This is a genomic window from Pseudomonas sp. FG13 (genome assembly GCF_057809755.1).
In genome coordinates this window covers 15,610-36,846 of sequence record NZ_JBMDKO010000057.1, presented here as the reverse complement: position 1 = coordinate 36,846, position 21,237 = coordinate 15,610, and the positions used below count along the sequence as shown (strand labels likewise).

21 protein-coding genes are annotated in these 21,237 nt (G+C 61.4%); 3 read left to right on the top strand and 18 right to left on the bottom strand.

The window, feature by feature from the left end; translation table 11 throughout:
- Window positions 1-80 precede the first annotated feature (80 nt).
- The 7 genes from thiO to ACODTO_RS26665 are packed head-to-tail and all read right to left on the bottom strand — an operon-like array spanning window position 81 to window position 6,878.
- Window positions 81-1,181: a glycine oxidase ThiO gene (gene thiO / locus ACODTO_RS26695; protein WP_175363994.1), complete on the bottom strand. Its 1,101-nt coding sequence runs from the start codon at window positions 1,179-1,181 to the stop codon at window positions 81-83.
- 58 nt (window positions 1,182-1,239) lie between these two features.
- Window positions 1,240-1,641: a type IV pilin protein gene (locus ACODTO_RS26690; protein WP_139649824.1), complete on the bottom strand. Its 402-nt coding sequence runs from the start codon at window positions 1,639-1,641 to the stop codon at window positions 1,240-1,242.
- An 11-nt stretch (window positions 1,642-1,652) separates the two neighbouring features.
- Window positions 1,653-4,763, bottom strand: coding sequence for a pilus assembly protein (locus ACODTO_RS26685; protein ID WP_489107303.1), 3,111 nt, complete (start codon window positions 4,761-4,763; stop codon window positions 1,653-1,655).
- Entirely contained in the window at window positions 4,750-5,229 is a 480-nt protein-coding gene (locus tag ACODTO_RS26680) for a pilus assembly PilX family protein (protein WP_175363996.1), read from the bottom strand. Before ACODTO_RS26680 ends, ACODTO_RS26685 begins: the two co-directional genes overlap by 14 nt.
- Window positions 5,230-5,239: 10 nt before the next feature.
- Complete coding sequence (locus tag ACODTO_RS26675; RefSeq protein ID WP_139649828.1) at window positions 5,240-5,953, bottom strand: PilW family protein; 714 nt, start codon at window positions 5,951-5,953, stop codon at window positions 5,240-5,242.
- Entirely contained in the window at window positions 5,950-6,408 is a 459-nt protein-coding gene (gene pilV / locus ACODTO_RS26670) for a type IV pilus modification protein PilV (RefSeq protein ID WP_489107302.1), read from the bottom strand. Before pilV ends, ACODTO_RS26675 begins: the two co-directional genes overlap by 4 nt.
- Complete coding sequence (locus ACODTO_RS26665) at window positions 6,405-6,878, bottom strand: GspH/FimT family pseudopilin (protein WP_464709724.1); 474 nt, start codon at window positions 6,876-6,878, stop codon at window positions 6,405-6,407. The genes pilV and ACODTO_RS26665 overlap by 4 nt, the downstream gene beginning before the upstream one ends.
- A 298-nt stretch (window positions 6,879-7,176) precedes the next feature.
- Between ACODTO_RS26665 and ACODTO_RS26660 the strand changes: the two genes are divergently transcribed.
- The gene (locus tag ACODTO_RS26660) at window positions 7,177-7,692 is read left to right on the top strand and encodes a GspH/FimT family pseudopilin (protein ID WP_489107301.1); all 516 of its coding nucleotides are present in this window, start codon (window positions 7,177-7,179) and stop codon (window positions 7,690-7,692) included.
- Here the strand turns inward: ACODTO_RS26660 and ispH are convergent.
- From ispH to murJ, 6 genes are all read right to left on the bottom strand, one after another.
- Complete coding sequence (gene ispH, locus ACODTO_RS26655) at window positions 7,669-8,616, bottom strand: 4-hydroxy-3-methylbut-2-enyl diphosphate reductase (RefSeq protein WP_024781117.1); 948 nt, start codon at window positions 8,614-8,616, stop codon at window positions 7,669-7,671. The genes ACODTO_RS26660 and ispH overlap by 24 nt on opposite strands.
- 136 nt (window positions 8,617-8,752) lie before the next feature.
- Window positions 8,753-9,190, bottom strand: coding sequence for an FKBP-type peptidyl-prolyl cis-trans isomerase (gene fkpB / locus ACODTO_RS26650; RefSeq protein WP_139649836.1), 438 nt, complete (start codon window positions 9,188-9,190; stop codon window positions 8,753-8,755).
- Window positions 9,183-9,695: a signal peptidase II gene (gene lspA / locus ACODTO_RS26645; protein ID WP_139649838.1), complete on the bottom strand. Its 513-nt coding sequence runs from the start codon at window positions 9,693-9,695 to the stop codon at window positions 9,183-9,185. The genes fkpB and lspA overlap by 8 nt, the downstream gene beginning before the upstream one ends.
- Complete coding sequence (gene ileS, locus ACODTO_RS26640) at window positions 9,688-12,519, bottom strand: isoleucine--tRNA ligase (RefSeq protein ID WP_139649840.1); 2,832 nt, start codon at window positions 12,517-12,519, stop codon at window positions 9,688-9,690. Before ileS ends, lspA begins: the two co-directional genes overlap by 8 nt.
- 13 nt (window positions 12,520-12,532) lie before the next feature.
- A complete protein-coding gene (ribF, locus tag ACODTO_RS26635; RefSeq protein WP_175363999.1) occupies window positions 12,533-13,471 on the bottom strand; it encodes a bifunctional riboflavin kinase/FAD synthetase in 939 nt (312 codons plus the stop codon).
- A 129-nt stretch (window positions 13,472-13,600) separates the two neighbouring features.
- On the bottom strand, window positions 13,601-15,139 hold the full coding sequence (gene murJ, locus ACODTO_RS26630) for a murein biosynthesis integral membrane protein MurJ (RefSeq protein WP_139649844.1): 1,539 nt from the start codon (window positions 15,137-15,139) through the stop codon (window positions 13,601-13,603).
- A 254-nt stretch (window positions 15,140-15,393) separates the two neighbouring features.
- Between murJ and rpsT the strand changes: the two genes are divergently transcribed.
- On the top strand, window positions 15,394-15,672 hold the full coding sequence (gene rpsT, locus ACODTO_RS26625; RefSeq protein WP_020798646.1) for a 30S ribosomal protein S20: 279 nt from the start codon (window positions 15,394-15,396) through the stop codon (window positions 15,670-15,672).
- Between the two features lie 264 nt (window positions 15,673-15,936).
- Here the strand turns inward: rpsT and ACODTO_RS26620 are convergent, their stop codons facing one another.
- The 5 genes from ACODTO_RS26620 to rplU form a co-directional block, all read right to left on the bottom strand.
- Entirely contained in the window at window positions 15,937-16,401 is a 465-nt protein-coding gene (locus ACODTO_RS26620; protein WP_139649846.1) for a CreA family protein, read from the bottom strand.
- A gap of 9 nt (window positions 16,402-16,410) precedes the next feature.
- Window positions 16,411-17,529 (bottom strand): glutamate 5-kinase, encoded by a 1,119-nt coding sequence (gene proB / locus ACODTO_RS26615; protein WP_139649882.1) that lies wholly within the window; start codon window positions 17,527-17,529, stop codon window positions 16,411-16,413.
- A gap of 306 nt (window positions 17,530-17,835) precedes the next feature.
- Complete coding sequence (gene cgtA / locus ACODTO_RS26610) at window positions 17,836-19,059, bottom strand: Obg family GTPase CgtA (RefSeq protein ID WP_024780771.1); 1,224 nt, start codon at window positions 19,057-19,059, stop codon at window positions 17,836-17,838.
- 190 nt (window positions 19,060-19,249) lie between these two features.
- Complete coding sequence (rpmA, locus tag ACODTO_RS26605; protein WP_003176049.1) at window positions 19,250-19,507, bottom strand: 50S ribosomal protein L27; 258 nt, start codon at window positions 19,505-19,507, stop codon at window positions 19,250-19,252.
- Window positions 19,508-19,542: 35 nt separating this feature from the next.
- Window positions 19,543-19,857 carry a 50S ribosomal protein L21 gene (gene rplU, locus ACODTO_RS26600; protein ID WP_007950961.1) on the bottom strand — a complete coding sequence of 105 codons (315 nt, stop codon included), beginning with the start codon at window positions 19,855-19,857 and terminating at the stop codon, window positions 19,543-19,545.
- 239 nt (window positions 19,858-20,096) lie between these two features.
- Here rplU and ACODTO_RS26595 point away from each other — a divergent pair, with 239 nt between their 5' ends.
- Window positions 20,097-21,065 carry a polyprenyl synthetase family protein gene (locus tag ACODTO_RS26595; protein WP_139649848.1) on the top strand — a complete coding sequence of 323 codons (969 nt, stop codon included), beginning with the start codon at window positions 20,097-20,099 and terminating at the stop codon, window positions 21,063-21,065.
- Window positions 21,066-21,237: the final 172 nt, after the last annotated feature.

The following is a 21,237-nucleotide window of genomic DNA, read 5'->3' as shown; positions in this document are numbered from 1 at the left end:
CAATGGATATGTACTCGACGCAAGACCGCCATCGCGAGCAGGCTCGCTCCCACAATTGGATCGGAGTACACCGCAAGATCCTACATCCGCCCCGCCGGCGAATACGGCGCAGGATCAATCACCGGCTCACGCCCCAACATCACATCCGTAAACAACCGACACGACGCCGGCGCCAACACCAACCCATTGCGATAATGCCCACAGTTCAACCAAAGCCCCGCAAACCCCGGCACCTCGCCGATATAAGGCACCCCCGCCGGCGATCCAGGCCGCAATCCGGCCCAATGCCCGACCACCTCAGCCTCGGCCAGCGCCGGAATCAATTGCTGCGCCGAAGCCTTCAGACTCTCCAGCGCCGCTTCCGTCGGGGTCTTGTCGAAACCTTCGCGCTCCAGGGTACTGCCCACCAGGATATGCCCGTCACGCCGCGGAATCGCATAACGGCCCTTGGCCAGGACCATGCTCGACAGGAAGTCGGACGCGCACTTGTACAAGATCATCTGGCCCTTGACCGGCTCCACCGGCAAGTTCAAACCCAGGGTCTTGAGCAATTCCCCACTCCAGGCCCCAGCAGCCAGCACCACCTGATCGCCACGAATCGCCCCGGCCGAGCTGTTCACCCCCACGACACGTCCGCCGGCGCGGATGAATCCAGTGACCTCGCATTGCTCATGCAGCGTGACCTCGGGCAGCGCCAGCAACGCTGCCTTGAGGGATTTCACCAACCGGGGATTGCGCACGTTCGCCACGTCAGCCATGTGGATCGCCCGGGAGAACCCGGTACCCAGTACCGGCACCGCATCGTGGACAGCCGAGATATCCACGGACCGCAACGGTCGCCCTTCCCGCGCGGCCCAGGCGAGCGCTTCGTCCTGATCGTCCAGGTCCAGCCAATAGAGCCCGGTGACATGCACTTGCGGATCAATGCCGGTGGCCGCAAACAAACGCTGGCCCAACTGTGGGTAAAAATCCTGTGACCAATGCGCCAGCGCCGTGACCGCCGGACTGTAGCGCCACGGGTACAACGGCGAAACGATGCCGCCACCGGCCCAGGACGATTCCTGGCCGACACTGGAACGCTCCAGCAGCACGACACGTTGCCCTTCGGACGCCAGATTGAACGCTGTCAGCAGGCCAATGACTCCGCCGCCGACAATCACCACTTGCTGTTGCCTGGTCATGTTCTGATTCGACTCGTAAGACTGTAGGGCGCGACGCCGCGTCCTAAAAAAATAAAGCTCAGCGACCCCAGCAATCCTTGGTGGTCAGCCCGGACGCGGCGTTGAGCATGCTGCGCACGCCGGTGTTGTTGATGGTGAAGTCACCGCACTTGTCCGTCGCCATGGACGAGCCACTTTTACGTACCGCGGTCAGGGTAAAGCTCTGGTCCGCCAACGTCCGGTTGATGGTATAGAAATCATTGCCATTGCTCAGCCCGGTCGCGTTGGTATAGACATTGTTCTTCGAATAGTAGCGCTCGAGTATCTGCGCCTGTTCCGACAACAACCCGGCGATTTCGGCGCGGCGGCCCTTTTTCATGTATTCGGTCAGGCTCGGGTAGCCGACGGTGATCACGATACCGATGATCGCGATCACGATCATGATTTCGATCAAGGTGAAACCCCGGTTGGTTTTGTGCATTCCCTTACCCCTCACTGTATTTGTCGCCACATGACGCGACGGCTGCCGCCAACGGATTTGCTCAGCAGGTCGGTGATACCGCCACCTGAGTCGTTCACGACCATGTTGGTGGCTCCATTGGCACTGACGACGGCACTCAAGGTCGGGATACCACCGGTGAACACCACCCCGGCGGAGATCGTATCGAGGCTGCTGAGCTTGCCGTCGCCATTGGTGTCGAGCACCGCATAGTTGAGCATCTTACCGCTGAACGCATCCACTTCGATCAGCTTGCCGGTGCCAAAGCTGGCGCAGGGGTCGGTGGTGTCCACGGCGGCCGTGGTAAAGACCACGCGCCCAAGCACCAGATTGGCCGGGTTGATCACCCGCTCCCCGGTCAGCGCGTTGTTATACACCAGGGGCAGGTACCAGCCTTTTTTCGCAGGGTAAGTCACGTCGGTCTGGCTGGTGGTCACGAACTGCCCCGTGCTGCCCGAGAATACGCCGGTAATCGATTGAGCCTGCAGGCTCGACACCGTAATCTGCCCGGCACCACCGACGGCGTCCCAGATCGAATAGAACCCCTGCAGATCCTTGTTGAGCTTGTCAGTCGCCTCGTTGAACTTACCGGTACCGAAAAAGACCTGGACCCCACCCTGGGGGTTGTCCGCCAGCAACGGTTGAACGGTGATGGGCTGGGTCGCCCCACCGGACGCCGTGAACAAGGGCTGGCCGGCAAACGCCAGGCCCCAGGTGGTCGGGGAGGTGCCGCTGAGGTCGAATTTCCACATCCGTCCTTTCAAGTCACCACCGTAGGCAGCCTGCACCACATTCTGGGAGTTGACCCGAAGCTTGACCGAGGACAAGCCGTTATCGGTCTCGCTGCTGTTGATGACGATCTTGCGGATCAGCGAACCGTCACGGATATCCACCACATACAACGCCGCCACGCCGCTGTTGCTGCCGTAGCCATTGGAAATGAACGCCGCCCAGCGACCGTCCGCCAGCCGGGCGACTTCCGGGCGGGCATAGGCGTAGCCCAGGTCGTTGAAGGTATTGGCGGTGTTGGCCACGGCCGGCGCGCTGATTTCCCACAGCGCCCGAAGCGTATTGCCGGCTGCCGCATCGAACAGTTGCACCGCAAAGAAAGTCCTGCCACCGGCCCCGGTCCCGCCCACGGCTACCGTTTTCCAGGCACTGCCCGATTGCGTATCGAATACACCAATCTGACCATCCACCAGGAATTTGTGGCTCACCCCGTTGATGTAATTGGTACTCGCGATGTCATCCAGCCCTGGCAATACGCTCGAAGGCATGTAGGCGTAACGCCGCGTGCCGTTGGCAGCGTTGATGACGCTGAAGAAGCCGTCATTGGCGTTCACCACGAGGCTGGTGTTCATGGCCCCCGCCTTGGTCGCCAGGTACGTACTGTAGCTGGTGTCGTTCAGCAGGTCCGCAGCGGTCTGGTCATTGGGCGAGGCCAGCACCAGCGGTGAGTTGATGATGTCCCCCAGCAACGCACTGCGCACCTTCAAGCCGGTTTTGTTGGTGCCCTTGCTCCACTCCACCAGGTCGTTGCCAGTGATCCCTGTGGGCAGGTTCTGGCTGAGGGTGGTTTGCTGGGCCGCTGAAAAGTTGCTGTAGGCCAGGGTCACCGGCGCATTGGTCGTGGTGTTCCACGATTGATAAAGCGGTGCCGTGGCGCCGGGGACAATGGCGGTGTCGGTGGTCCATTGCACCGCGGCCCTGTTGACCGTGCCTGCCGAGGTGAAACCGAACGCCCGGATCGTGCCACGCCAATCCTTGGGGTCATAGGTGGTCTGGTAGAAGCTGGACGTGGTGGATAACGTCGCACCGTTGGTGGTGCCGCCGCCCCCCGACCCGGCCTTGGAGGTGATATCACTCAGGGCCGATGTCAGGGCCGAGTTCAGGCCTTCGCTGTCGGTCGCCTGGTAATACCTGCCTGCACCGTAGCGAGCGGCGTCGGACAGCATCTGGTTGGTTGCGGTGAAACCGACCGTATAGGTGTTGAGGTACTGCCGGGGGAAATCCGCAGTGTCCCAGCTCTTGCCGGTGGCATCGGTACCGGTGGAGCGCATGTCGATGTCGAAGGCGAACTTGGCGATGTCGTCCAGGTACAGCGTGTCACCTTCGCCGTCGCCATTGGGATCGGCGCCGTCATTGCTGATACCGTCCCAATTTGGCAGGCGGGGGCCTCCCGTCGCGACGGCCTGCGGGTCGTTAGTCGGAAACGTCCGGTCATAGGTGGGCAAGCCGTCGGTAATCACCACGCCGAAGTTTTTCTGGCAACGGTACTGGATCGGGCTGGTATAGGTGCTGGGCGTGCCGTTGTAGTACGGCGCCATTCCCCGGAAATAGCGGGTGACCTCGTAATAGCTCTCGGCCAGCGGTGTATTGGCGACCGCGCCCAGGCCGTTGATGGCATTTATCAAGGAGGTGTAGTTGGCATTGGCCTGGGTCTGGGTAACGCTGCCGGTCACGGGCGACAGGTCGCTGACAGAACGGGCGATAAAGCCTCCCGGGCCGGAGTTGCTGCTGCTGGGTGGGTTGAAGGTGGCAAGGCCGATGCGCAAGGCACGGTTGCTGGTGACCAGGTCATTGGAGACATCCCGGGCCACGTTGATTCGGTAATCATTGGGGATCGTGCCGGTGGTGAAGTCGCGACTCGAACTGTTGGCCAATGTCAGCAGATAGGACAGGTAGTTGGCTGTGTAGCGGGTATTACCATTGCCCACCGGATCTGGCAGCTTCAGACAGACCCTACCTATGCTACTTCGATAAAAACCGTACCAACCGCTCGAGCACCCGCCACGAAACAGGCTCGCCAGCAAAACGTTGCCGTCGTCCGGGTCCAGGCCGGCAATGCTGTTACAGCTCGTACTGGACTGACAGGTGTAGACAGTCGGCCGGGAGATCGTCGGATCAAAATCCGCCGCCCAGATGACATTGTTCATACTCCCCGAATCATCGATCAACAGCATCACGTTCGGCGTCACCGCAGCCGCACTCAACAACGGCGAATCCGAAGGCGTGAACCCATAGACCGGGGCATTCAGATAAAGGCTGAGCAGTCCCCCCCACAGCATCTGCCGCCAGCCATGGCGAGCCTCAATACTTCGCATAGATGCTCTCCACCACGCTGCGCTGGTTATTCCCCACCACCGCCACCGCCGTGATCCGATACAGCGTCGCCGACGTCCCGTTGGGTACATTGACCGCCGCAAGCGTGGTGCCGATGTTCTGCACCCCATAAAACCCTCCGGCGGCGGCGACCCAGGTGACCCCCGACGCTGAGGAGTACCCTGCCCCCGTCAGCGTGGCGGACTCCGCCGGTGGCGCACATTGGGTCGTCGTGTTGCAGACCGCCAGCGAGTAGGTTTCGACCTGCACGGCGTTCTCGCCCATCCTCAGCGCCGCCTCGGCCATCTGGAACGACTGGTTGCGCAGCATGACGCTACTGGTCATCTTTTCCTGGAGGGTGGCGCTTTGCATCGACGACAGGCCGATCAGCGTGAGGAGCAGCAGGAAAACCAGGCTGACCAACAATGCCATGCCGTGCTGACGCTGCCCGAAGGATCTCGATCTCATCAAGCGCCCCTCACAAGAGCCGGTTGCGCAAGGCGGCAACCACGTTGAAGGTCTGGTCGCGCACGTTGTTCTTCGGATCGAAGAGCGTCAGGGTCAGGCGCACGCTGCGGATCAATGCCGGATCCGGCGGGTTGCTGCTGTAGCTCGAGGCCGCGATGTCCGTCGAGCTGCCGGCCACGCCGAAGGTCACGTTGAACGTGCGGACGTTGTCCACCAGCACCGCCAGGGTCGGATTGCCGGCGCCGGTGCCCATCGACAACTGATTGTTGCTGAAGCTGTAGATCAACCGTCGTACCGGAAACGCCAACTGTCCGGCTGCGGGAGCCCGCGCGCCAGTGTAGGCCGTGGCCGTGGTGCGGCAGTCGGACAGGACGGTCCAGGTCGGTACACCTCCGCTGTTACCCACATCCGTCGTCACCAAGGTCATTTTCAGGTTGGCATTGTCCCAGCGGATCGGCGTGATCTGGCTGGCATTGAAGTCCCCTGCCGAGGACGCATCGGTGATGGTGCCCAAGCAACCGAACATCCCCACCATGCGAATTTCCTGGACCATCTTGCTCAGGGCAAAGCGAGCATCCTCCTGCATCACCGCCGCCGCACTCTGGCTGATGTAGGTGTTCTTCGCGGCGATAAAGATCTGCACCACCCCCAGGACCACGATAAGACTGATGACCAGCGCGATCATCAACTCGATCAGGCCAAAGCCCCGGCAGCGCTTGTTCATGGCGTTCCTACCGGATCGACGGCGGCGCGGCTGGTCAGCACGAAACTGCGCCGGGCATCGGCCGCATTGGTGGTGTTGGCGGCCCGGGCATCGTCCCAGGAAATGGTGATGGTGTAGACCCGCTGGTTCAGCGCGATGGTCCCGGTAGCCGTGGCGCCGCCGAAGCTGGTGATGTTGGTCTTGAAATCGTAGAGGTCCTGGTCCCGGGTCACATTGAGGTTGGGTGAGCTGGGTGGCGTCACGGTGTAGTCGGCGCCGGAGTTGGCACGAATGCGGTCCAGCATGTCGTAGGCGATGAAGCTGGCCTGGCTGGTCATGCGCGAGCTGTCGGTGTACTTCAGGGCATTGAGCTGGACCATCGCGGCCCCCAGCAGACCTACGCCAAGAATCAGCACGGCCACCAGCACTTCGATCAGTGTCATGCCCTCCTGTGGGCTTTTACTGCAACCCTTCATCCGCAACTTCCACCCAATACGATTCGTCCATTGAGGCAAACGCTCAGCGTCCTGCTCTGCGTGCCCCGCACATAATTGAAGCTCACCGGTGTGGCCGGTGCCGACAACCCACCCAGGTTGTTGAAATCAATGTTGGTCACATCTGAGGTTAGCGTCAGAGTCGCACCACTGCTCATCGCGGGAACAACCCGCAATACATTGGCCGGATTGCCAGTACTGTCGTACACCGTCAGCTCGCCGCTCCAGACGCTGCCCTGGGCGGAGGGACGAATGCGCGTGGTGATACCCCGGTCGATCGCTTCCATGCGGGCAAAGTTCAAGGCCCGACGCAGGTCGCCAATCTCGGTATCCGCCTTGGTACTCTGCATCGAACCGGTGAACGCCGGCACTGCCATGGTGATGAGAATCAGCAGTACGCCAAGGGCCACCAACACCTCGATCAGCGTGAAACCTTTTGTACGAAGATCCATCGATGCCCTCCGTTGCCGTCGGCTATACCTGCTTGTGTAACGCTAGAACAAACCATTGGCGCGTGCTTGATGCAGTTCATTCAGGGCAGTGCCCCCTGTGGCGAGGGGATTTAGCGAAACGTCGCACCGCCCCGCTGGGGTGCGCAGCAGCCCTAAATCCTGATACCTCGGTGTGTCGGACAGATTGTGTTGACTGTTTTTGGGGCTGCTTCGCAGCCCAGCGGGGATAAATCCCCTCGCCACAATGAGGCCGCCAAGTCCTCAAGGACCGCTCCACACTCTCCAGGGAGGAGACACCATGCCCCAACAGGGTTTCAGCCTGATCGAACTGCTCATGGGACTGGCGATTGCCGCAATTGTTCTGCCGTGGGCCAGTTCAAGTTTCAAAGCGCTTGTGGAATCCACTGAACGCAACGACACCGCACAACGGTTGGCCAGCGGCTTGCGCAGTGCCCGCAGCGAAGCCATCACCCGCAACCGGGCAGTGACCATTCAAGGGATAGACAACGATTGGAGCCAGGGGTGGCAAATCAGATTGGACGACGATGACCGGACACTGCTGGAGCAGCGCAGCAATCGCGCCCGGGTGGTGGGTAACTGGCCGGTGAAGCATCGGGTCACGTTCGCCGGCCATGGTGCAGCCCTTTTGCCCAGTGGTGCCTTTCAGGCGGGCACTTTGCACGTGTGTGCCCGGCACCAGCCGGTCAGTCATCATCAAGTGGTGCTGTCACCCACCGGCCGCGTCAGCCTGCGCAGCGAGGAAAGCGCGCAGGCCCTGTGCGAAAAGAACTTAAAGCAGAGAACGAACGCGTAGTTCCTTGGGCATGGAGAACGTGATGTTTTCTTCCCGGCCGGCCAGTTCATCGGCCCCGATGGCACCCCAGGCCTGCAATTGCTGGATCACACCGCGCACCAGGACTTCCGGCGCAGAAGCACCCGCGGTAATGCCGATGTGCTCGATGCCGTCGAACCAGCTGCGCTGCATGTCCTCGGCACCGTCGATCAGGTAGGCCGGCGTTCCCATGCGTTCGGCCAACTCGCGCAGGCGATTGGAGTTGGAGCTGTTCGGACTGCCGACCACCAGCACGACGTCGCACTCGTCAGCCAGTTGCTTGACTGCGTCCTGGCGATTCTGGGTGGCATAGCAGATGTCGTCCTTGCGCGGTCCGCCAATGGCCGGGAAGCGCGAGCGCAACGCATCGATCACCCGGCTGGTATCGTCCATGGACAAGGTGGTCTGGGTGACGAAGGCGAGTTTTTCCGGATTACGCACCTGCAGGGCAGCCACGTCTTCCTCGTCCTCCACCAGGTAGATCGCGCCGCCATTGCTGGCGTCGTACTGACCCATGGTGCCTTCGACTTCCGGATGCCCTTCGTGGCCGATCAGGATGCACTCACGACCGTCACGGCTGTAGCGCGCCACTTCGATGTGCACCTTGGTCACCAAAGGGCAGGTCGCGTCGAACACCTTCAAGCCACGACCCGCCGCTTCGGTACGCACCGCCTGGGAAACCCCATGGGCACTGAAGATCACGATGACGTCGTCCGGCACCTGGTCCAGTTCCTCGACGAAAATGGCCCCACGGCTACGCAGGTCTTCGACGACGAATTTGTTGTGGACCACTTCGTGGCGCACATAGATCGGCGGCCCGAACACTTCCAGGGCGCGGTTGACGATTTCGATCGCCCGGTCCACGCCGGCGCAGAAGCCACGGGGGTTGGCGAGTTTGATTTGCATACTGTGCCTCGTGTCTGTGGGAGCGAGCCTGCTCGCGATGCGGTGGATCAGTCACCTCGGTAGCGATAGTGACTCAGCTATCGCGAGCAGGCTCGCTCCCACAGGTAGTGTGAGAGCAGTGATTGCCCGTTAAACCTTAAACCGCCTTGACCTCGAGGATTTCCACTTCGAAATTCAAGGTCTTGCCCGCCAAGGGGTGGTTGAAGTCCACGGTCACCTGGACGTCGTCAAAAGCCTTCACCACACCCGGCAACTCGGTATTGGCCGCATCGTTGAAGATCACCAGCAAGCCCTCGGACAGTTCCATGTCCTGGAACTGCGAGCGTGGCATGGTCTGCACGTTTTGCGGGTTGGGCTGACCAAAGGCGTTTTCCGGTGTCACGACCACGGTGCGCTTGTCGCCTGCCTTGAAACCGAAGATTGCCGCCTCGAAGCCTGGCAACAGGTTACCGTCGCCCACCTTGAACACGGCCGGGGCCTTGTCGAAGGTGCTGTCGACGGTGTCGCCGTTTTCCAGGTGCAAGGCGAAGTGAAGCTTCACTTCGGTGTTTTGAGCGATACGCTGCTCAGTCATGGACGGCTTCTCCGGTTTTCTTGCTCTTGAACATGTCCAGGGCGAGCATGATGGCGCCCACGGTGATGGCGCTGTCAGCGAAGTTGAACGCCGGGAAATACCAGCGGTTCTGCCAATGCACCAGGATGAAATCGATCACGTGGCCCAGGGCAATGCGGTCATAGAGATTGCCCAGCGCGCCGCCGAGCACCAGCGCCAGCGCCACGGCCAGCCAGGTTTCGCCGCGGCCCAGGCGCTTGAGCCAGACCACCAGCACCGCGCTGACCACAACGGCGATCAGGGCGAACAGCCAGCGCTGCCAGCCCGAACCGTCGGCCAGGAAACTGAATGCCGCGCCGGTGTTGTAGGCCAGGGTCCAGCTGAAGTAGTCGGGGATGACTACGATCTGCTGGTACATGGTCAACGAGCCTTCGAAGTAGAACTTGCTGGCCTGGTCGATGACCAGGACCAGCACGCTCAACCAGAGCCAGCCCAGCCGTCCGAAACGACCCGCTGCGTTAGGCATAGTGACGAACCTCACCAGCGCCGCTGATGTTGTCGACGCAACGTCCGCAGATTTCCGGATGTTCCGGGTTCACGCCGACGTCTTCGCGGCAGTGCCAGCAACGGGCGCACTTGACGAAGCCCGACTTGACCACCTTGAGCTTCAACCCGGCCACTTCGGTCACTACGGCATCGGCCGGGGCCTGCACCAACGGCGCGACACTGGCGGTGGAGGTGATCAGCACGAAGCGCAGCTCGTTGCCCAGCTTGGCCAGGTCGCCGCTCAGGGCTTCTTCGGCGTAGAGGGTCACTTCGGCTTGCAGGTTGCCACCGACGGCCTTGGCCGCGCGCTGGATTTCCATTTCCTTGTTGACCGCGGCCTTGACCGCCATGATCCGGTCCCAGTAGGCACGGTCCAGCTCGAAGCCTTGCGGCAACTCGCTCAGGCCTTCGTACCAGGTGTTGAGCATTACCGATTCGTTGCGCTCGCCCGGCAGGTATTCCCACAGCTCGTCGGCGGTGAACGCCAGGATCGGCGCGATCCAGCGCACCAGCGCCTCGCTGATGTGGAACAGCGCGGTCTGGCACGAGCGGCGTGCCTTGCTGTTGGCGCCGGTGGTGTACTGGCGGTCCTTGATGATGTCGAGGTAGAAACCACCCAACTCCTGCACGCAGAAGTTGTGGATCTTCGAGTAGACGTTCCAGAAACGGTATTCACCGTAGTGTTCCTGCAACTCGCGTTGCAGCAGCAGGGTACGGTCCACGGCCCAGCGGTCCAGGGCCAGCATGTCTTCGGCCGGCAGCAGGTCGGTGGCAGGGTCGAAACCGGTCAGGTTCGACAGCAGGAAGCGCGCGGTATTACGGATGCGCCGGTAGGCGTCCGCGCTGCGCTGCAGGATCTGCTCGGAAACCGCCATCTCGCCGGAGTAGTCGGTGGAGGCGACCCACAGGCGCATGATGTCGGCGCCCAGGGTGTCGTTGACCTTCTGCGGCGCGATCACGTTGCCCAGGGACTTGGACATCTTGCGGCCGGCCTCGTCGACGGTGAAACCGTGGGTCAGCAGTTCGCGGTACGGCGCGTGGTTGTCGATGGCGCAACCGGTCAGCAGCGACGAGTGAAACCAGCCGCGGTGCTGGTCCGAACCTTCCAGGTACAGGTCGGCACGCGGGCCGCTCTCATGGCCCATCGGGTGCGAACCGCGCAGCACGTGCCAGTGGGTGGTGCCGGAGTCGAACCAGACGTCCAGGGTGTCGCTGATCTTGTCGTACAGCGGCGCTTCGTCGCCCAACAGCTCGGCGGCGTCCATCTTGAACCAGGCTTCGATGCCTTCGACTTCGACGCGCTTGGCAACGGCCTCCATCAGCTCGACGGTGCGTGGGTGCAGCTCGCCGCTTTCCTTGTTCAGGAAGAACGGGATCGGCACGCCCCAGTTGCGCTGGCGGGAGATGCACCAGTCCGGACGGTTGGCGATCATCGAGTGCAGGCGCGCCTGGCCCCAGGCCGGGACGAACTGGGTGTCCTCGATGGCCTTGAGCGAGCGCTGGCGCAGGGTGTCGCCGCTGGTTGGCTGCTTGTCCATGCCGATGAACCACTGCGCGGTGGCGCGGTAGATCAGCGGGGTCTTGTGGCGCCAGCAGTGCATGTAGCTGTGTTCGATGACAGTGGTGTGCAGCAGCGCGCCGACTTCGGTCAGCTTGTCGACGATGGCCGGGTTGGCTTTCCAGATGAACTGGCCGCCAAAGAACTCCAGGGACGGCACGTATACGCCATTGCTCTGGACCGGGTTGAGGATGTCATCGTTGACCATGCCGTATTTCTTGCAGGTCACGAAGTCGTCGACGCCATAGGCTGGCGCGGAGTGAACCACACCCGTGCCTGCGCCCAGCTCCACGTAGTCGGCCAGGTACACCGGCGACAGGCGGTCATAGAACGGGTGACGGAAGTTGATCAGTTCCAGCGCCGAGCCCGGAGCAGTCGCCAGCACCGAGCCTTCGAGGCCGTAACGGGACAGGCAGGACTCGACCAGCTCTTCGGCCAGCACCAGCAGCTTGTCGCCAACATCGACCAGCGCGTAGTTGAACTCCGGGTGGACGTTCAGCGCCTGGTTGGCCGGGATGGTCCACGGGGTGGTGGTCCAGATCACGATGGCGGCCGGCTTGGCCAGCTTGCCCAGGCCGAAAGCGGCGGCGAGCTTGTCTTCATCGGCAATCGGGAACGCCACGTCGATGGTCGACGACTTCTTGTTCTCGTACTCGACTTCCGCCTCGGCCAGGGCCGAACCGCAATCGAAGCACCAGTTCACCGGCTTGAGGCCCTTGAACACGAAGCCACCCTCGACGATTTTCGCCAGGGCCCGGATTTCGCCGGCTTCGTTCTTGAAATCCATGGTCTTGTAGGGGTTGGCGAAGTCACCCAGCACGCCGAGGCGGATGAATTCGGACTTCTGCCCTTCGATCTGCTCGGTGGCGTAGGCACGGCACAGCTCGCGGGTCTTGTCCGCGCCCAGGTTCTTGCCGTGGGTCACTTCCACCTTGTGCTCGATCGGCAGGCCATGGCAGTCCCAGCCCGGTACATACGGCGCGTCAAAACCTGACAGGGTCTTGGAGCGGATGATCATGTCCTTGAGAATCTTGTTCAGCGCGTGACCGATGTGAATGGTGCCGTTGGCGTAGGGAGGACCGTCGTGCAGGACGAACTTCGGACGATCCTTGCCAATTTCGCGCAACTTTCCGTACAGGCCAATGCTGTCCCAACGCTGCAGAATCTGTGGTTCGCGCTGAGGCAGGCCGGCCTTCATAGGGAAGGCGGTGTCCGGAAGGTTTAGCGTGGCTTTATAGTCGGTCATTTAAGGCTCTTCATTAGCGATTGGCGCTGGTTGCGACAAGGGCACGGGCGGCGGCGATATCTGCATGGATCGCCGTCTTGAGCGCCTCCAGGGAGGCAAAACGCTGCTCTTCACGCAGCTTCTGGTGGAAAACCACCGTCAAACGCCGGTCATACAGATCGCCGGCAAAATCCAGAACATGTACTTCGAGATGGGCCTTGCCATCTCCTTGGACCGTGGGCCGTACGCCGATGTTGGCGACGCCGGGCCAGGCCTTGCCGTCGATTTCGACACTCACCAGAAACACCCCGGTCAGCGGCACACGACGACGCTTGAGTTGCACGTTGGCGGTCGGCGTACCCAATTGGCGCGCCAGCTTCTGTCCGTGCAGGATCCGCCCGGCAATCCGGTACGGGCGGCCGAGCAAGCGCTCGGCCAATTCGAAGTCGGCAGCGGCCAGGGCATTGCGGACCTGGGTGCTGCTGACACGCAAGCCATCCATCTCGACGGTCTGCGCCGCCTCAACGGTAAAGCCACGGGCGAGGCCGGCCTGCTGCAGGTAGGCGAAATCCCCTGCCCTGTCGCAACCGAAACGGAAATCGTCGCCGACCTCCAGATGCTTCACGTCGAGACCGTCCACCAGGATGGTCTCGACGAATTCAGCGGCGCTGAGCTTGCTCAGGCGCTCGTTGAAAGCCAGGCACAGGACCCGATCGACGCCTTCGGCGGCCAGCAGTTGCAGTTTGTCCCGCAAGCGGGCCAGACGGGCCGGCGCGGTGTCCGGGGCAAAAAACTCCCGGGGTTGCGGCTCGAAGATGACCACGCAACTGGGCAGGCCCAACTCCAGCGCACGCTCGCGCAGCCGCGCCAGGATAGCCTGGTGGCCACGGTGAACACCGTCGAAGTTGCCAATGGTGGCGACACAGCCCCGATGCCGGGGACGCAGGTTGTGGAGGCCTCGAACCAGCTGCATAACGCGCTTCTTGCTCATAAAGTGGCCGATTATAACCACACCCGGCGGCCAACGACAGGCAACACCGTAACCCAAAGTGATCGAACCGACAAAACCACTGCCCGCCCCGCCCTCACTGAGGGCAATCCCTCAGCGCAACGCCTTGCGATTGAAGTCACGCAGACGGAACCCCATCAGCAGCAACATGCCGAAATAGGCCACCACGCCCGCGACGACCAGCACGCCGAGGCGCAGGAAACGCTCGAGCATCTGCCCTTCGCCCCAGGCCGGCATGAAATGCATCGCCCCCAGCAACACCGCCGCCATCACTACCACGGCCACCAGCAGCTTGAGGCCGAACACGCCCCATCCCGGCTGCGCTTGATACATCTTCTGCTTGCGCAGTTGGTAGAACAGCAGCCCGGCGTTGAGGCAGGCGCCAATACTGATCGCCAGGGCCAGGCCGGCGTGAGCCAAGGGGCCGATCAGCAAGAGGTTGAACAATTGCGTCATCACCAAGGTGAAAATGGCGATCTTCACCGGCGTGCGGATGTTCTGCTGGGCATAGAACCCTGGCGCCAGCACCTTGATCAGGATAATCCCCAGCAATCCCACCGAGTAAGCAATCAGGGCCCGCTGGGTCATCAGGGCATCGAACGCCTTGAACTGGCCGTACTGGAACAACGAGACGGTCAGGGGTTCCGCCAGGATCCCCAGGGCCACCGCACATGGCAGCACCAGTACGAAGCACAGGCGCAGGCCCCAGTCGAGAATGCGCGAGTACTCCTGGCGGTCCCGGCTGGCATAGGTCTTGGCCAGGGTCGGCAGCAGGATCGTGCCCAGCGCCACGCCCAGCACGCCGGACGGCAACTCCATCAGACGGTCGGCGTAGTACATCCACGATACCGAGCCGGCCACCAGGAACGAGGCGAAAATGGTGTTGATGATCAGGGAAATCTGGCTCACCGACACCCCGAGGATCGCTGGCAGCATCTGCTTCAGCACCCGCCAGACGCCGCTGTCGCGCAGGTTCAGGCGCGGCAGTACCAGCATGCCGATCTTCTTCAGGTAGGGCAGTTGATACAGCAGTTGCGCCAGGCCGCCCACCAGTACTGCCCAGCCGAGGGCCATCACCGGAGGGTTGAAATACGGCGTCAGGAACACCGCGAACACGATCATGCTGACATTGAGCAGCGTCGGCACGAAGGCCGGTACCGAAAACCGGTTCCAGGTATTGAGGATCGCTCCGGCCAGGGACGACAGGGAAATCAGCAATATATAAGGAAACGTCACCCGCAAAAGATCGGTGGTGAGCTGGTATTTTTCCGGGGTATCGGTAAAGCCTGGCGCCGTGGCCCAGATCACCCAGGGCGCGGCGAGCATGCCAGCCGTCGTGACGAGCGCCAGCACCAGCGTCAGCAAACCGGTGACATAGGCAATGAAGGTGCGGGTCGCCTCATCGCCCTTCTGGCTTTTATATTCCGCCAGGATCGGTACGAAGGCCTGGGAAAACGCCCCTTCGGCGAAGATCCGGCGCAGCAGATTGGGCAGTTTGAAGGCGATGAAGAAGGCGTCGGTGGCCATTCCGGCGCCGAATATCCGTGCGATGAGCGTGTCGCGAACAAATCCCAGGACGCGGGAAAGCATCGTGATAGAGCTGACGGCAGCCAACGATTTGAGCAGATTCATGAAAAGAGTTTCAGCCTGTCGATAAACAGCAGGCGAACAACGCGCCCACTTGTGCGATACTCCGCGCCGCTAAACAGCACAGCGCCAAAGCCCGCGAGTTTACAGGTCACACGCCGGAAAGAAATCACCCGGTGCGTTGTACCTGCCATTCAGCGGAACGCGTCACCCGCCCTTGACAAGACCTCAACTCATCGGCATGATTCGCGGCCTATTTTGTTTGCTATTTCCCAAAAAGTCTTTCGAGGAGCTCGACGGTGGCCAACTCACCTTCCGCCAAAAAACGTGCAAAACAGGCTGAGAAGCGTCGCAGCCACAACGCCAGCCTGCGTTCCATGGTTCGTACCTACATCAAAAACGTAGTTAAGGCCATCGACGCAAAAGACGCTGAAAAAGCTCAAGCTGCCTACGTTCTGGCTGTGCCTGTTATCGACCGTATGGCCGATAAAGGCATCATCCACAAGAACAAGGCTGCTCGTCATAAGAGCCGCCTGAATGGCCACGTAAAGGCCCTGAACGTTGCCGCTGCTGCCTAAGCGACGCGCTCGTTAAAAAACCGACCTCCGGGTCGGTTTTTTATTGCCTGCGATTTTATACACCACACAAATTTATGCGGGAGCAAGGCTTCTGTGGGGAGCAGATCTCTGTGGGAGCAAGGCTTGCCCGCGATGCAGGCGCCTCGGTTTGTCTGAATGCTGGGGCGATGCCGTCGCGGGCAAGCCTTGCTCCCACAGAAGCCTTGCTCCCACAGAGATCTGCCCCCCCACAGAAGCCTTGCCTCCGCAGGGGCTGTGTATCGATTATTGCGCGTGCGCCCACGGCAGGATCGGAATCGCCGTCACCGCATTCTGCGGACTGCCCTCGATCACGCGATCGCTGTAGACCAGGTACACCAGCGTATTGCGCTTCTTGTCGAGGAACCGCACCACCTGCATGGTCTTGAATACTAGCGAGGTACGCTCGCGGAACACTTCTTCGCCATCCTTGAGTTCACCCTTGAAGCTGATCGGCCCCACCTGCCGGCAGGCGATGGACGCCTCGGCGCGATCCTCAGCCAGACCCAGACCACCTTTTACGCCACCGGTCTTGGCCCGGGACAGGTAACAGGTCACACCATCCACCTTGGGATCGTCGAACGCCTCGACCACGATCCGGTCGTTCGGCCCGACAAACTTGAATACCGTCGACACCTGGCCAATTTCCTCGGCCGAGACCAGCAGCGGCATCGCCAACAGCAGGCCGATCAATCCTTTTACCAAACCCATGTGATTTCCTTAGACAAGAATCAGGTTGTCGCGGTGAACCAACTCAGGCTCAGCCATGTAACCCAACAGGCCGACGATCGCATCAGACGACTGGCCGATGATTTTCTGTGCTTCCAGCGCGCTGTAGTTAGCCAGGCCACGGGCGATCTCGCGACCGTCAGCCGCCACGCACACCACCATCTCGCCACGCCGAAAGCTGCCCTGGACCAGCTTCACACCCACCGGCAGCAGACTTTTGTTGCCCTGGGACAGCGCCGTCACGGCCCCCGCATCCAGCACCAACGTGCCGCGGGTTTGCAGATGGCCGGCCAGCCATTGCTTGCGCGCCGCCAACATGCCGCGCTCAGGCGAGAGCAACGTACCGATGTGCTCGCCCGCTTTCAGGCGATCCAACACCCGCTCCAGCCGACCACCGATGATGATGGTGTGAGCACCGGAGCGCGCCGCCAGGCGTGCGGCACGCAGCTTGGTTTGCATGCCGCCACGCCCCAGCGCGCCGCCGGTGCCGCCCGCGACCGCGTCCAGGGCCGGATCATCGGCACGGGCTTCGTAGATCAACTTGGCGTCGGGATTGGTGCGCGGATCGGCGTCGAACATGCCGTCGCGGTCCGTGAGAATCACCAGCAGATCAGCCTCCACCAGGTTCGCCACCAGCGCGGCCAAGGTGTCGTTGTCGCCGAAACGGATCTCATCGGTGACCACGGTATCGTTCTCGTTGATCACCGGGATGACTTTCAGCTCTACCAGCGCGCGCAAGGTACTGCGAGCATTGAGGTAACGCTTGCGGTCGGAAAGGTCATCGTGAGTCAGCAGAATCTGCGCTGTATGACGACCATGCTCGGCGAAGCTGGATTCCCAGGCCTGTACAAGGCCCATCTGGCCAATGGCGGCCGCCGCCTGCAATTCGTGCATCGCGCTGGGTCGCGACGTCCAGCCCAGACGGCTCATGCCGGCCGCCACCGCCCCCGAAGAGACCAGCACCAGCTCGACGCCAGCCTCATGCAAGGCCACCATCTGCTCGACCCACACCGCCATCGCCTTGCGATCCAGGCCCTTGCCATCCGCCGTCAGCAGTGCGCTGCCGATCTTCACGACCCAGCGCCGCGCACCCGTCACCTTGCTCCGCATCATCTTCAACCTTTGCCAGCGGACGGCGCGACCCAGCGCCATCCATGGGATTATTCGTATTTGCGTTTTGCAGACACCAAAACGCCGCTCGAATGAGCGGCGCCCTGGAAACCGGCTGGCAGCGATGATAACACCGCGTCCCGGCAGATGAAGCATCACTGGCGGCACCGACACCGGTCAGCTGGAGACAAATCCATGTGGGAGCGGGCTTGCTCGCGAAAGCAGTGTGCCAGCCAGCATCAATATTGCTGACCGACCGCATTCGCGAGCAAGCCCGCTCCCACAAAAGCCAAGCTCGCCGCGTGATCAGTCGCGAACGTAGATGATCTCCGGACCATCTTCGTCATCCACATCTTCCTCATCCCAGTCATCTTCGCCGATGTCGTGGACCGACTTCACACCACTGCGACGCAGGGCACGCTGGTCATCCAACGCCTGCAGCTGCGCACGGGCTTCATCTTCGATGCGCTGATCGAGCTCGGCCAGCTCTTCCTTGTAGACCGGGTCATTGGCCAGGCGATCGGCGCGATCTTCCAGGTAGCGCATGATGTCGTGACACAGGCGCTCGGTGCCTTCTTTGGCAATGGCGGAGATCACGTAGACCGGACCTTCCCACTCCAGGCGGTCGACGATTTCCTTGACCCGCTCCTCGTGCTCTTCTTCGAGGATCTGATCGCACTTGTTCAGCACCAGCCAGCGATCACGCTCGGCCAGAGCCGGACTGAACTTGGTCAGCTCGCTGACAATGACTTCGGCAGCATCGGCAGCATTGCTCTCATCCAGAGGCGCCATGTCCACGAGATGCAGCAGCAGACGGGTACGAGACAAGTGCTTGAGGAAGCGAATCCCCAGGCCAGCGCCATCGGAAGCCCCCTCGATCAGCCCCGGAATGTCCGCAACCACGAAACTCTTCCAGCGATCGACACTGACCACGCCCAGGTTCGGCACCAGGGTGGTGAATGGGTAGTCCGCCACTTTCGGCTTGGCGGCCGACACCGAGCGAATGAATGTACTTTTACCGGCGTTCGGCAAGCCCAGCAGGCCCACGTCGGCCAGCACCTTCATCTCCAGCTTCAGGTCACGCTGCTCGCCCGGCTTGCCCGGGGTGGTCTGGCGCGGCGCGCGGTTGGTACTGGACTTGAAGCGGGTGTTGCCCAGGCCGTGCCAACCACCATGAGCCACCAGCAGACGCTGGCCCGGCTTGGTCAGGTCGCCAATGACTTCCTGGGTCGCGGAGTCGATCACCGTGGTACCGACCGGAACGCGCAGGACCAGGTCCTCGCCCTTCTTGCCGGTGCAGTCGGTGCTGCCGCCGTTGGAGCCACGCTCGGCATCGAAGTGCCGGGTGTAACGGTAGTCCACCAGAGTGTTGAGGTTTTCGTCGGCGAGCATGAAGATCGAGCCGCCGTCGCCGCCGTCACCACCGTTCGGACCGCCGTTTTCAATGAACTTTTCCCGACGGAAACTCATGCAACCATTGCCGCCGTCGCCGGCCTTTACTCGAATCGATACTTCATCAACAAACTTCATGACACACGCCTCTCGCCATACGGACGAGTCGAAAAAAACAAGACATAAGACTCTTGCAAAAATGAACGCAGCGACCAGATCAAGCGCCCGATAACAGCGCCGGCAGCCCATACAGACAGCTTTGCAAGAGACTCACCCCACAAACGAAAAAGCCCCGTCGCAAGACAGGGCTTCTCCAGCATTCTCGCGATTAAGCCGCGACAACGCTCACGTAACGGCGGTTGAACGCGCCCTTTACTTCGAACTTGATCACGCCTTCGATTTTAGCGAAGAGGGTGTGATCCTTACCCATGCCTACACCGTAACCGGCGTGGAATTGGGTGCCGCGCTGACGCACGATGATGTTGCCCGGAATGATTTTCTGGCCGCCATACATCTTCACGCCAAGGCGTTTGGCTTCTGAGTCGCGACCGTTACGGGTACTACCACCAGCTTTTTTGTGTGCCATGAGTTCAATTCTCCTAGTGAGGAATTAGGCTGAAATTAAGCCTGAATACCGGTGATTTTGATCTCGGTGTACCACTGGCGGTGGCCCATACGCTTCATGTGGTGCTTACGACGACGGAACTTGATGATGCGGACTTTATCGTGACGACCTTGGGAGATCACTTCAGCCACAACGGTCGCGCCAGCAACAACTGGAGCACCGATATTCACGTCATCGCCATTGGCGACCAACAGAACGCGATCAAAAGTCACGGATTCGCCGGTAGCGACTTCCAGTTTTTCGATCTTCAGGTATTCACCTGGGGCGACCTTGTATTGCTTGCCACCAGTAACGATTACTGCATAAGACATGGTATTTCTCCGATAATCCTGCTCACCCAGCGCTTTAGAAGAAGAGGTATTGGCTGGCATGGCTGCATGGGCTGGAAGGCCCGGATGCAATTGCGTAAGGCAGGTGCTGCCCAGGAAGTTCAGGGTGCGCGATTGTACGCAAGCTGTCCTGGCGATGCAAGTAGCCGTCCATCGTGCCTTGACAGCCCCGGACGTGGGTCCTAGCATGCCGCGCAACCCTTCTGGAGCGCCTGTCGCTGATGCAACCCCAAGCTTTCTACCGCGCAGTGGCGGACGATTTTAGTGCCGTCGACGGCATCATCAAGAAGCAGCTGACTTCCCGAGTGCCGCTGGTGTCGAAAATCGGCGACTACATCACCTCGGCTGGCGGCAAGCGCCTACGACCTTTATTGGTGCTCCTGTGTGGCAAGGCCCTGGGCCGCGAAGGCGACGACCTGCGTCTGCTGGCTGCCACCATCGAATTCCTGCATACCGCCACTTTGCTGCATGACGACGTGGTCGACATGTCCGGCATGCGCCGTGGCCGCTCGACCGCCAATGCCATGTGGGGCAACGCCCCGAGCGTACTGGTGGGCGACTTCCTGTATTCGCGCTCGTTCGAAATGATGGTCGAACTGGGCTCGATGCCGGTGATGAAGATCCTGTCCCAGGCCACTCGCATCATCGCTGAAGGCGAAGTACTGCAGTTGTCCAAGGTGCGTGACGCCAGCACCACCGAGGAAACCTACATGGAGGTCATCCGCGGCAAGACTGCGATGCTCTTCGAAGCCTCGACCCACAGCGCCGCCGCGCTGGCCGGCGCGACCGCCGAGCAGAGCGAAGCGCTGCGCACCTTCGGCGATCACCTGGGCGTGGCCTTCCAGTTGGTGGACGACCTGCTGGACTACAAGGGCGACGCCGAAACCCTGGGCAAGAACGTCGGTGACGACCTCGCCGAGGGCAAGCCGACCTTGCCGCTGATCTACACCATGCGCGAAGGTACGCCAGAGCAGGCGGCCCTGGTACGCCAGGCCATCCAGAAAGGCGGGATCGAAGACCTGGAAAGCATTCGCGCAGCGGTCGAAGCCTCCGGCTCGCTGGACTACACCGCGAAACTGGCCCGGGACTATGTCGCCCGCGCAATCAAATGCCTCGATGCCCTGCCGGCCAGCGAATACCGCGATGCCCTGGTGGAATTGAGCGAGTTTGCGGTCGCCCGTACCCATTGATCCAAGGGCTTTTTGTGGCGAGGGGATTTATCCCCGCTGGGGCGCGAAGCGGCCCCAAGGATGCTTGAGCCGATGGACCAATGACGGTGGGGCATAATTTTTGGGGCTGCTTCGCAGCCCAACGGGGATAAATCCCCTCGCCACAATGCCTTCGCAGCACCACCCGCCTCGC

Bases quoted from the DNA above. Each gene is read 5' to 3' on its own strand.
- pilV (WP_489107302.1), bottom strand. From the start codon at position 6,408: ATGAAGGGTTGCAGTAAAAGCCCACAGGAGGGCATGACACTGATCGAA.
- ACODTO_RS26620 (WP_139649846.1), bottom strand. From the start codon at position 16,401: ATGGGTTTGGTAAAAGGATTGATCGGCCTGCTGTTGGCGATGCCGCTG.
- lspA (WP_139649838.1), bottom strand. From the start codon at position 9,695: ATGCCTAACGCAGCGGGTCGTTTCGGACGGCTGGGCTGGCTCTGGTTG.
- ACODTO_RS26685 (WP_489107303.1), bottom strand. From the start codon at position 4,763: ATGCGAAGTATTGAGGCTCGCCATGGCTGGCGGCAGATGCTGTGGGGG.
- thiO (WP_175363994.1), bottom strand. From the start codon at position 1,181: ATGACCAGGCAACAGCAAGTGGTGATTGTCGGCGGCGGAGTCATTGGC.
- ACODTO_RS26595 (WP_139649848.1), top strand. From the start codon at position 20,097: ATGCAACCCCAAGCTTTCTACCGCGCAGTGGCGGACGATTTTAGTGCC.
- ACODTO_RS26690 (WP_139649824.1), bottom strand. From the start codon at position 1,641: ATGCACAAAACCAACCGGGGTTTCACCTTGATCGAAATCATGATCGTG.
- ACODTO_RS26675 (WP_139649828.1), bottom strand. From the start codon at position 5,953: ATGAACAAGCGCTGCCGGGGCTTTGGCCTGATCGAGTTGATGATCGCG.
- fkpB (WP_139649836.1), bottom strand. From the start codon at position 9,190: ATGACTGAGCAGCGTATCGCTCAAAACACCGAAGTGAAGCTTCACTTC.
- ileS (WP_139649840.1), bottom strand. From the start codon at position 12,519: ATGACCGACTATAAAGCCACGCTAAACCTTCCGGACACCGCCTTCCCT.
- rpmA (WP_003176049.1), bottom strand. From the start codon at position 19,507: ATGGCACACAAAAAAGCTGGTGGTAGTACCCGTAACGGTCGCGACTCA.
- ribF (WP_175363999.1), bottom strand. From the start codon at position 13,471: ATGCAGCTGGTTCGAGGCCTCCACAACCTGCGTCCCCGGCATCGGGGC.
- ACODTO_RS26660 (WP_489107301.1), top strand. From the start codon at position 7,177: ATGCCCCAACAGGGTTTCAGCCTGATCGAACTGCTCATGGGACTGGCG.
- ispH (WP_024781117.1), bottom strand. From the start codon at position 8,616: ATGCAAATCAAACTCGCCAACCCCCGTGGCTTCTGCGCCGGCGTGGAC.
- ACODTO_RS26680 (WP_175363996.1), bottom strand. From the start codon at position 5,229: ATGAGATCGAGATCCTTCGGGCAGCGTCAGCACGGCATGGCATTGTTG.
- cgtA (WP_024780771.1), bottom strand. From the start codon at position 19,059: ATGAAGTTTGTTGATGAAGTATCGATTCGAGTAAAGGCCGGCGACGGC.
- rplU (WP_007950961.1), bottom strand. From the start codon at position 19,857: ATGTCTTATGCAGTAATCGTTACTGGTGGCAAGCAATACAAGGTCGCC.
- ACODTO_RS26665 (WP_464709724.1), bottom strand. From the start codon at position 6,878: ATGGATCTTCGTACAAAAGGTTTCACGCTGATCGAGGTGTTGGTGGCC.
- proB (WP_139649882.1), bottom strand. From the start codon at position 17,529: ATGCGGAGCAAGGTGACGGGTGCGCGGCGCTGGGTCGTGAAGATCGGC.
- murJ (WP_139649844.1), bottom strand. From the start codon at position 15,139: ATGAATCTGCTCAAATCGTTGGCTGCCGTCAGCTCTATCACGATGCTT.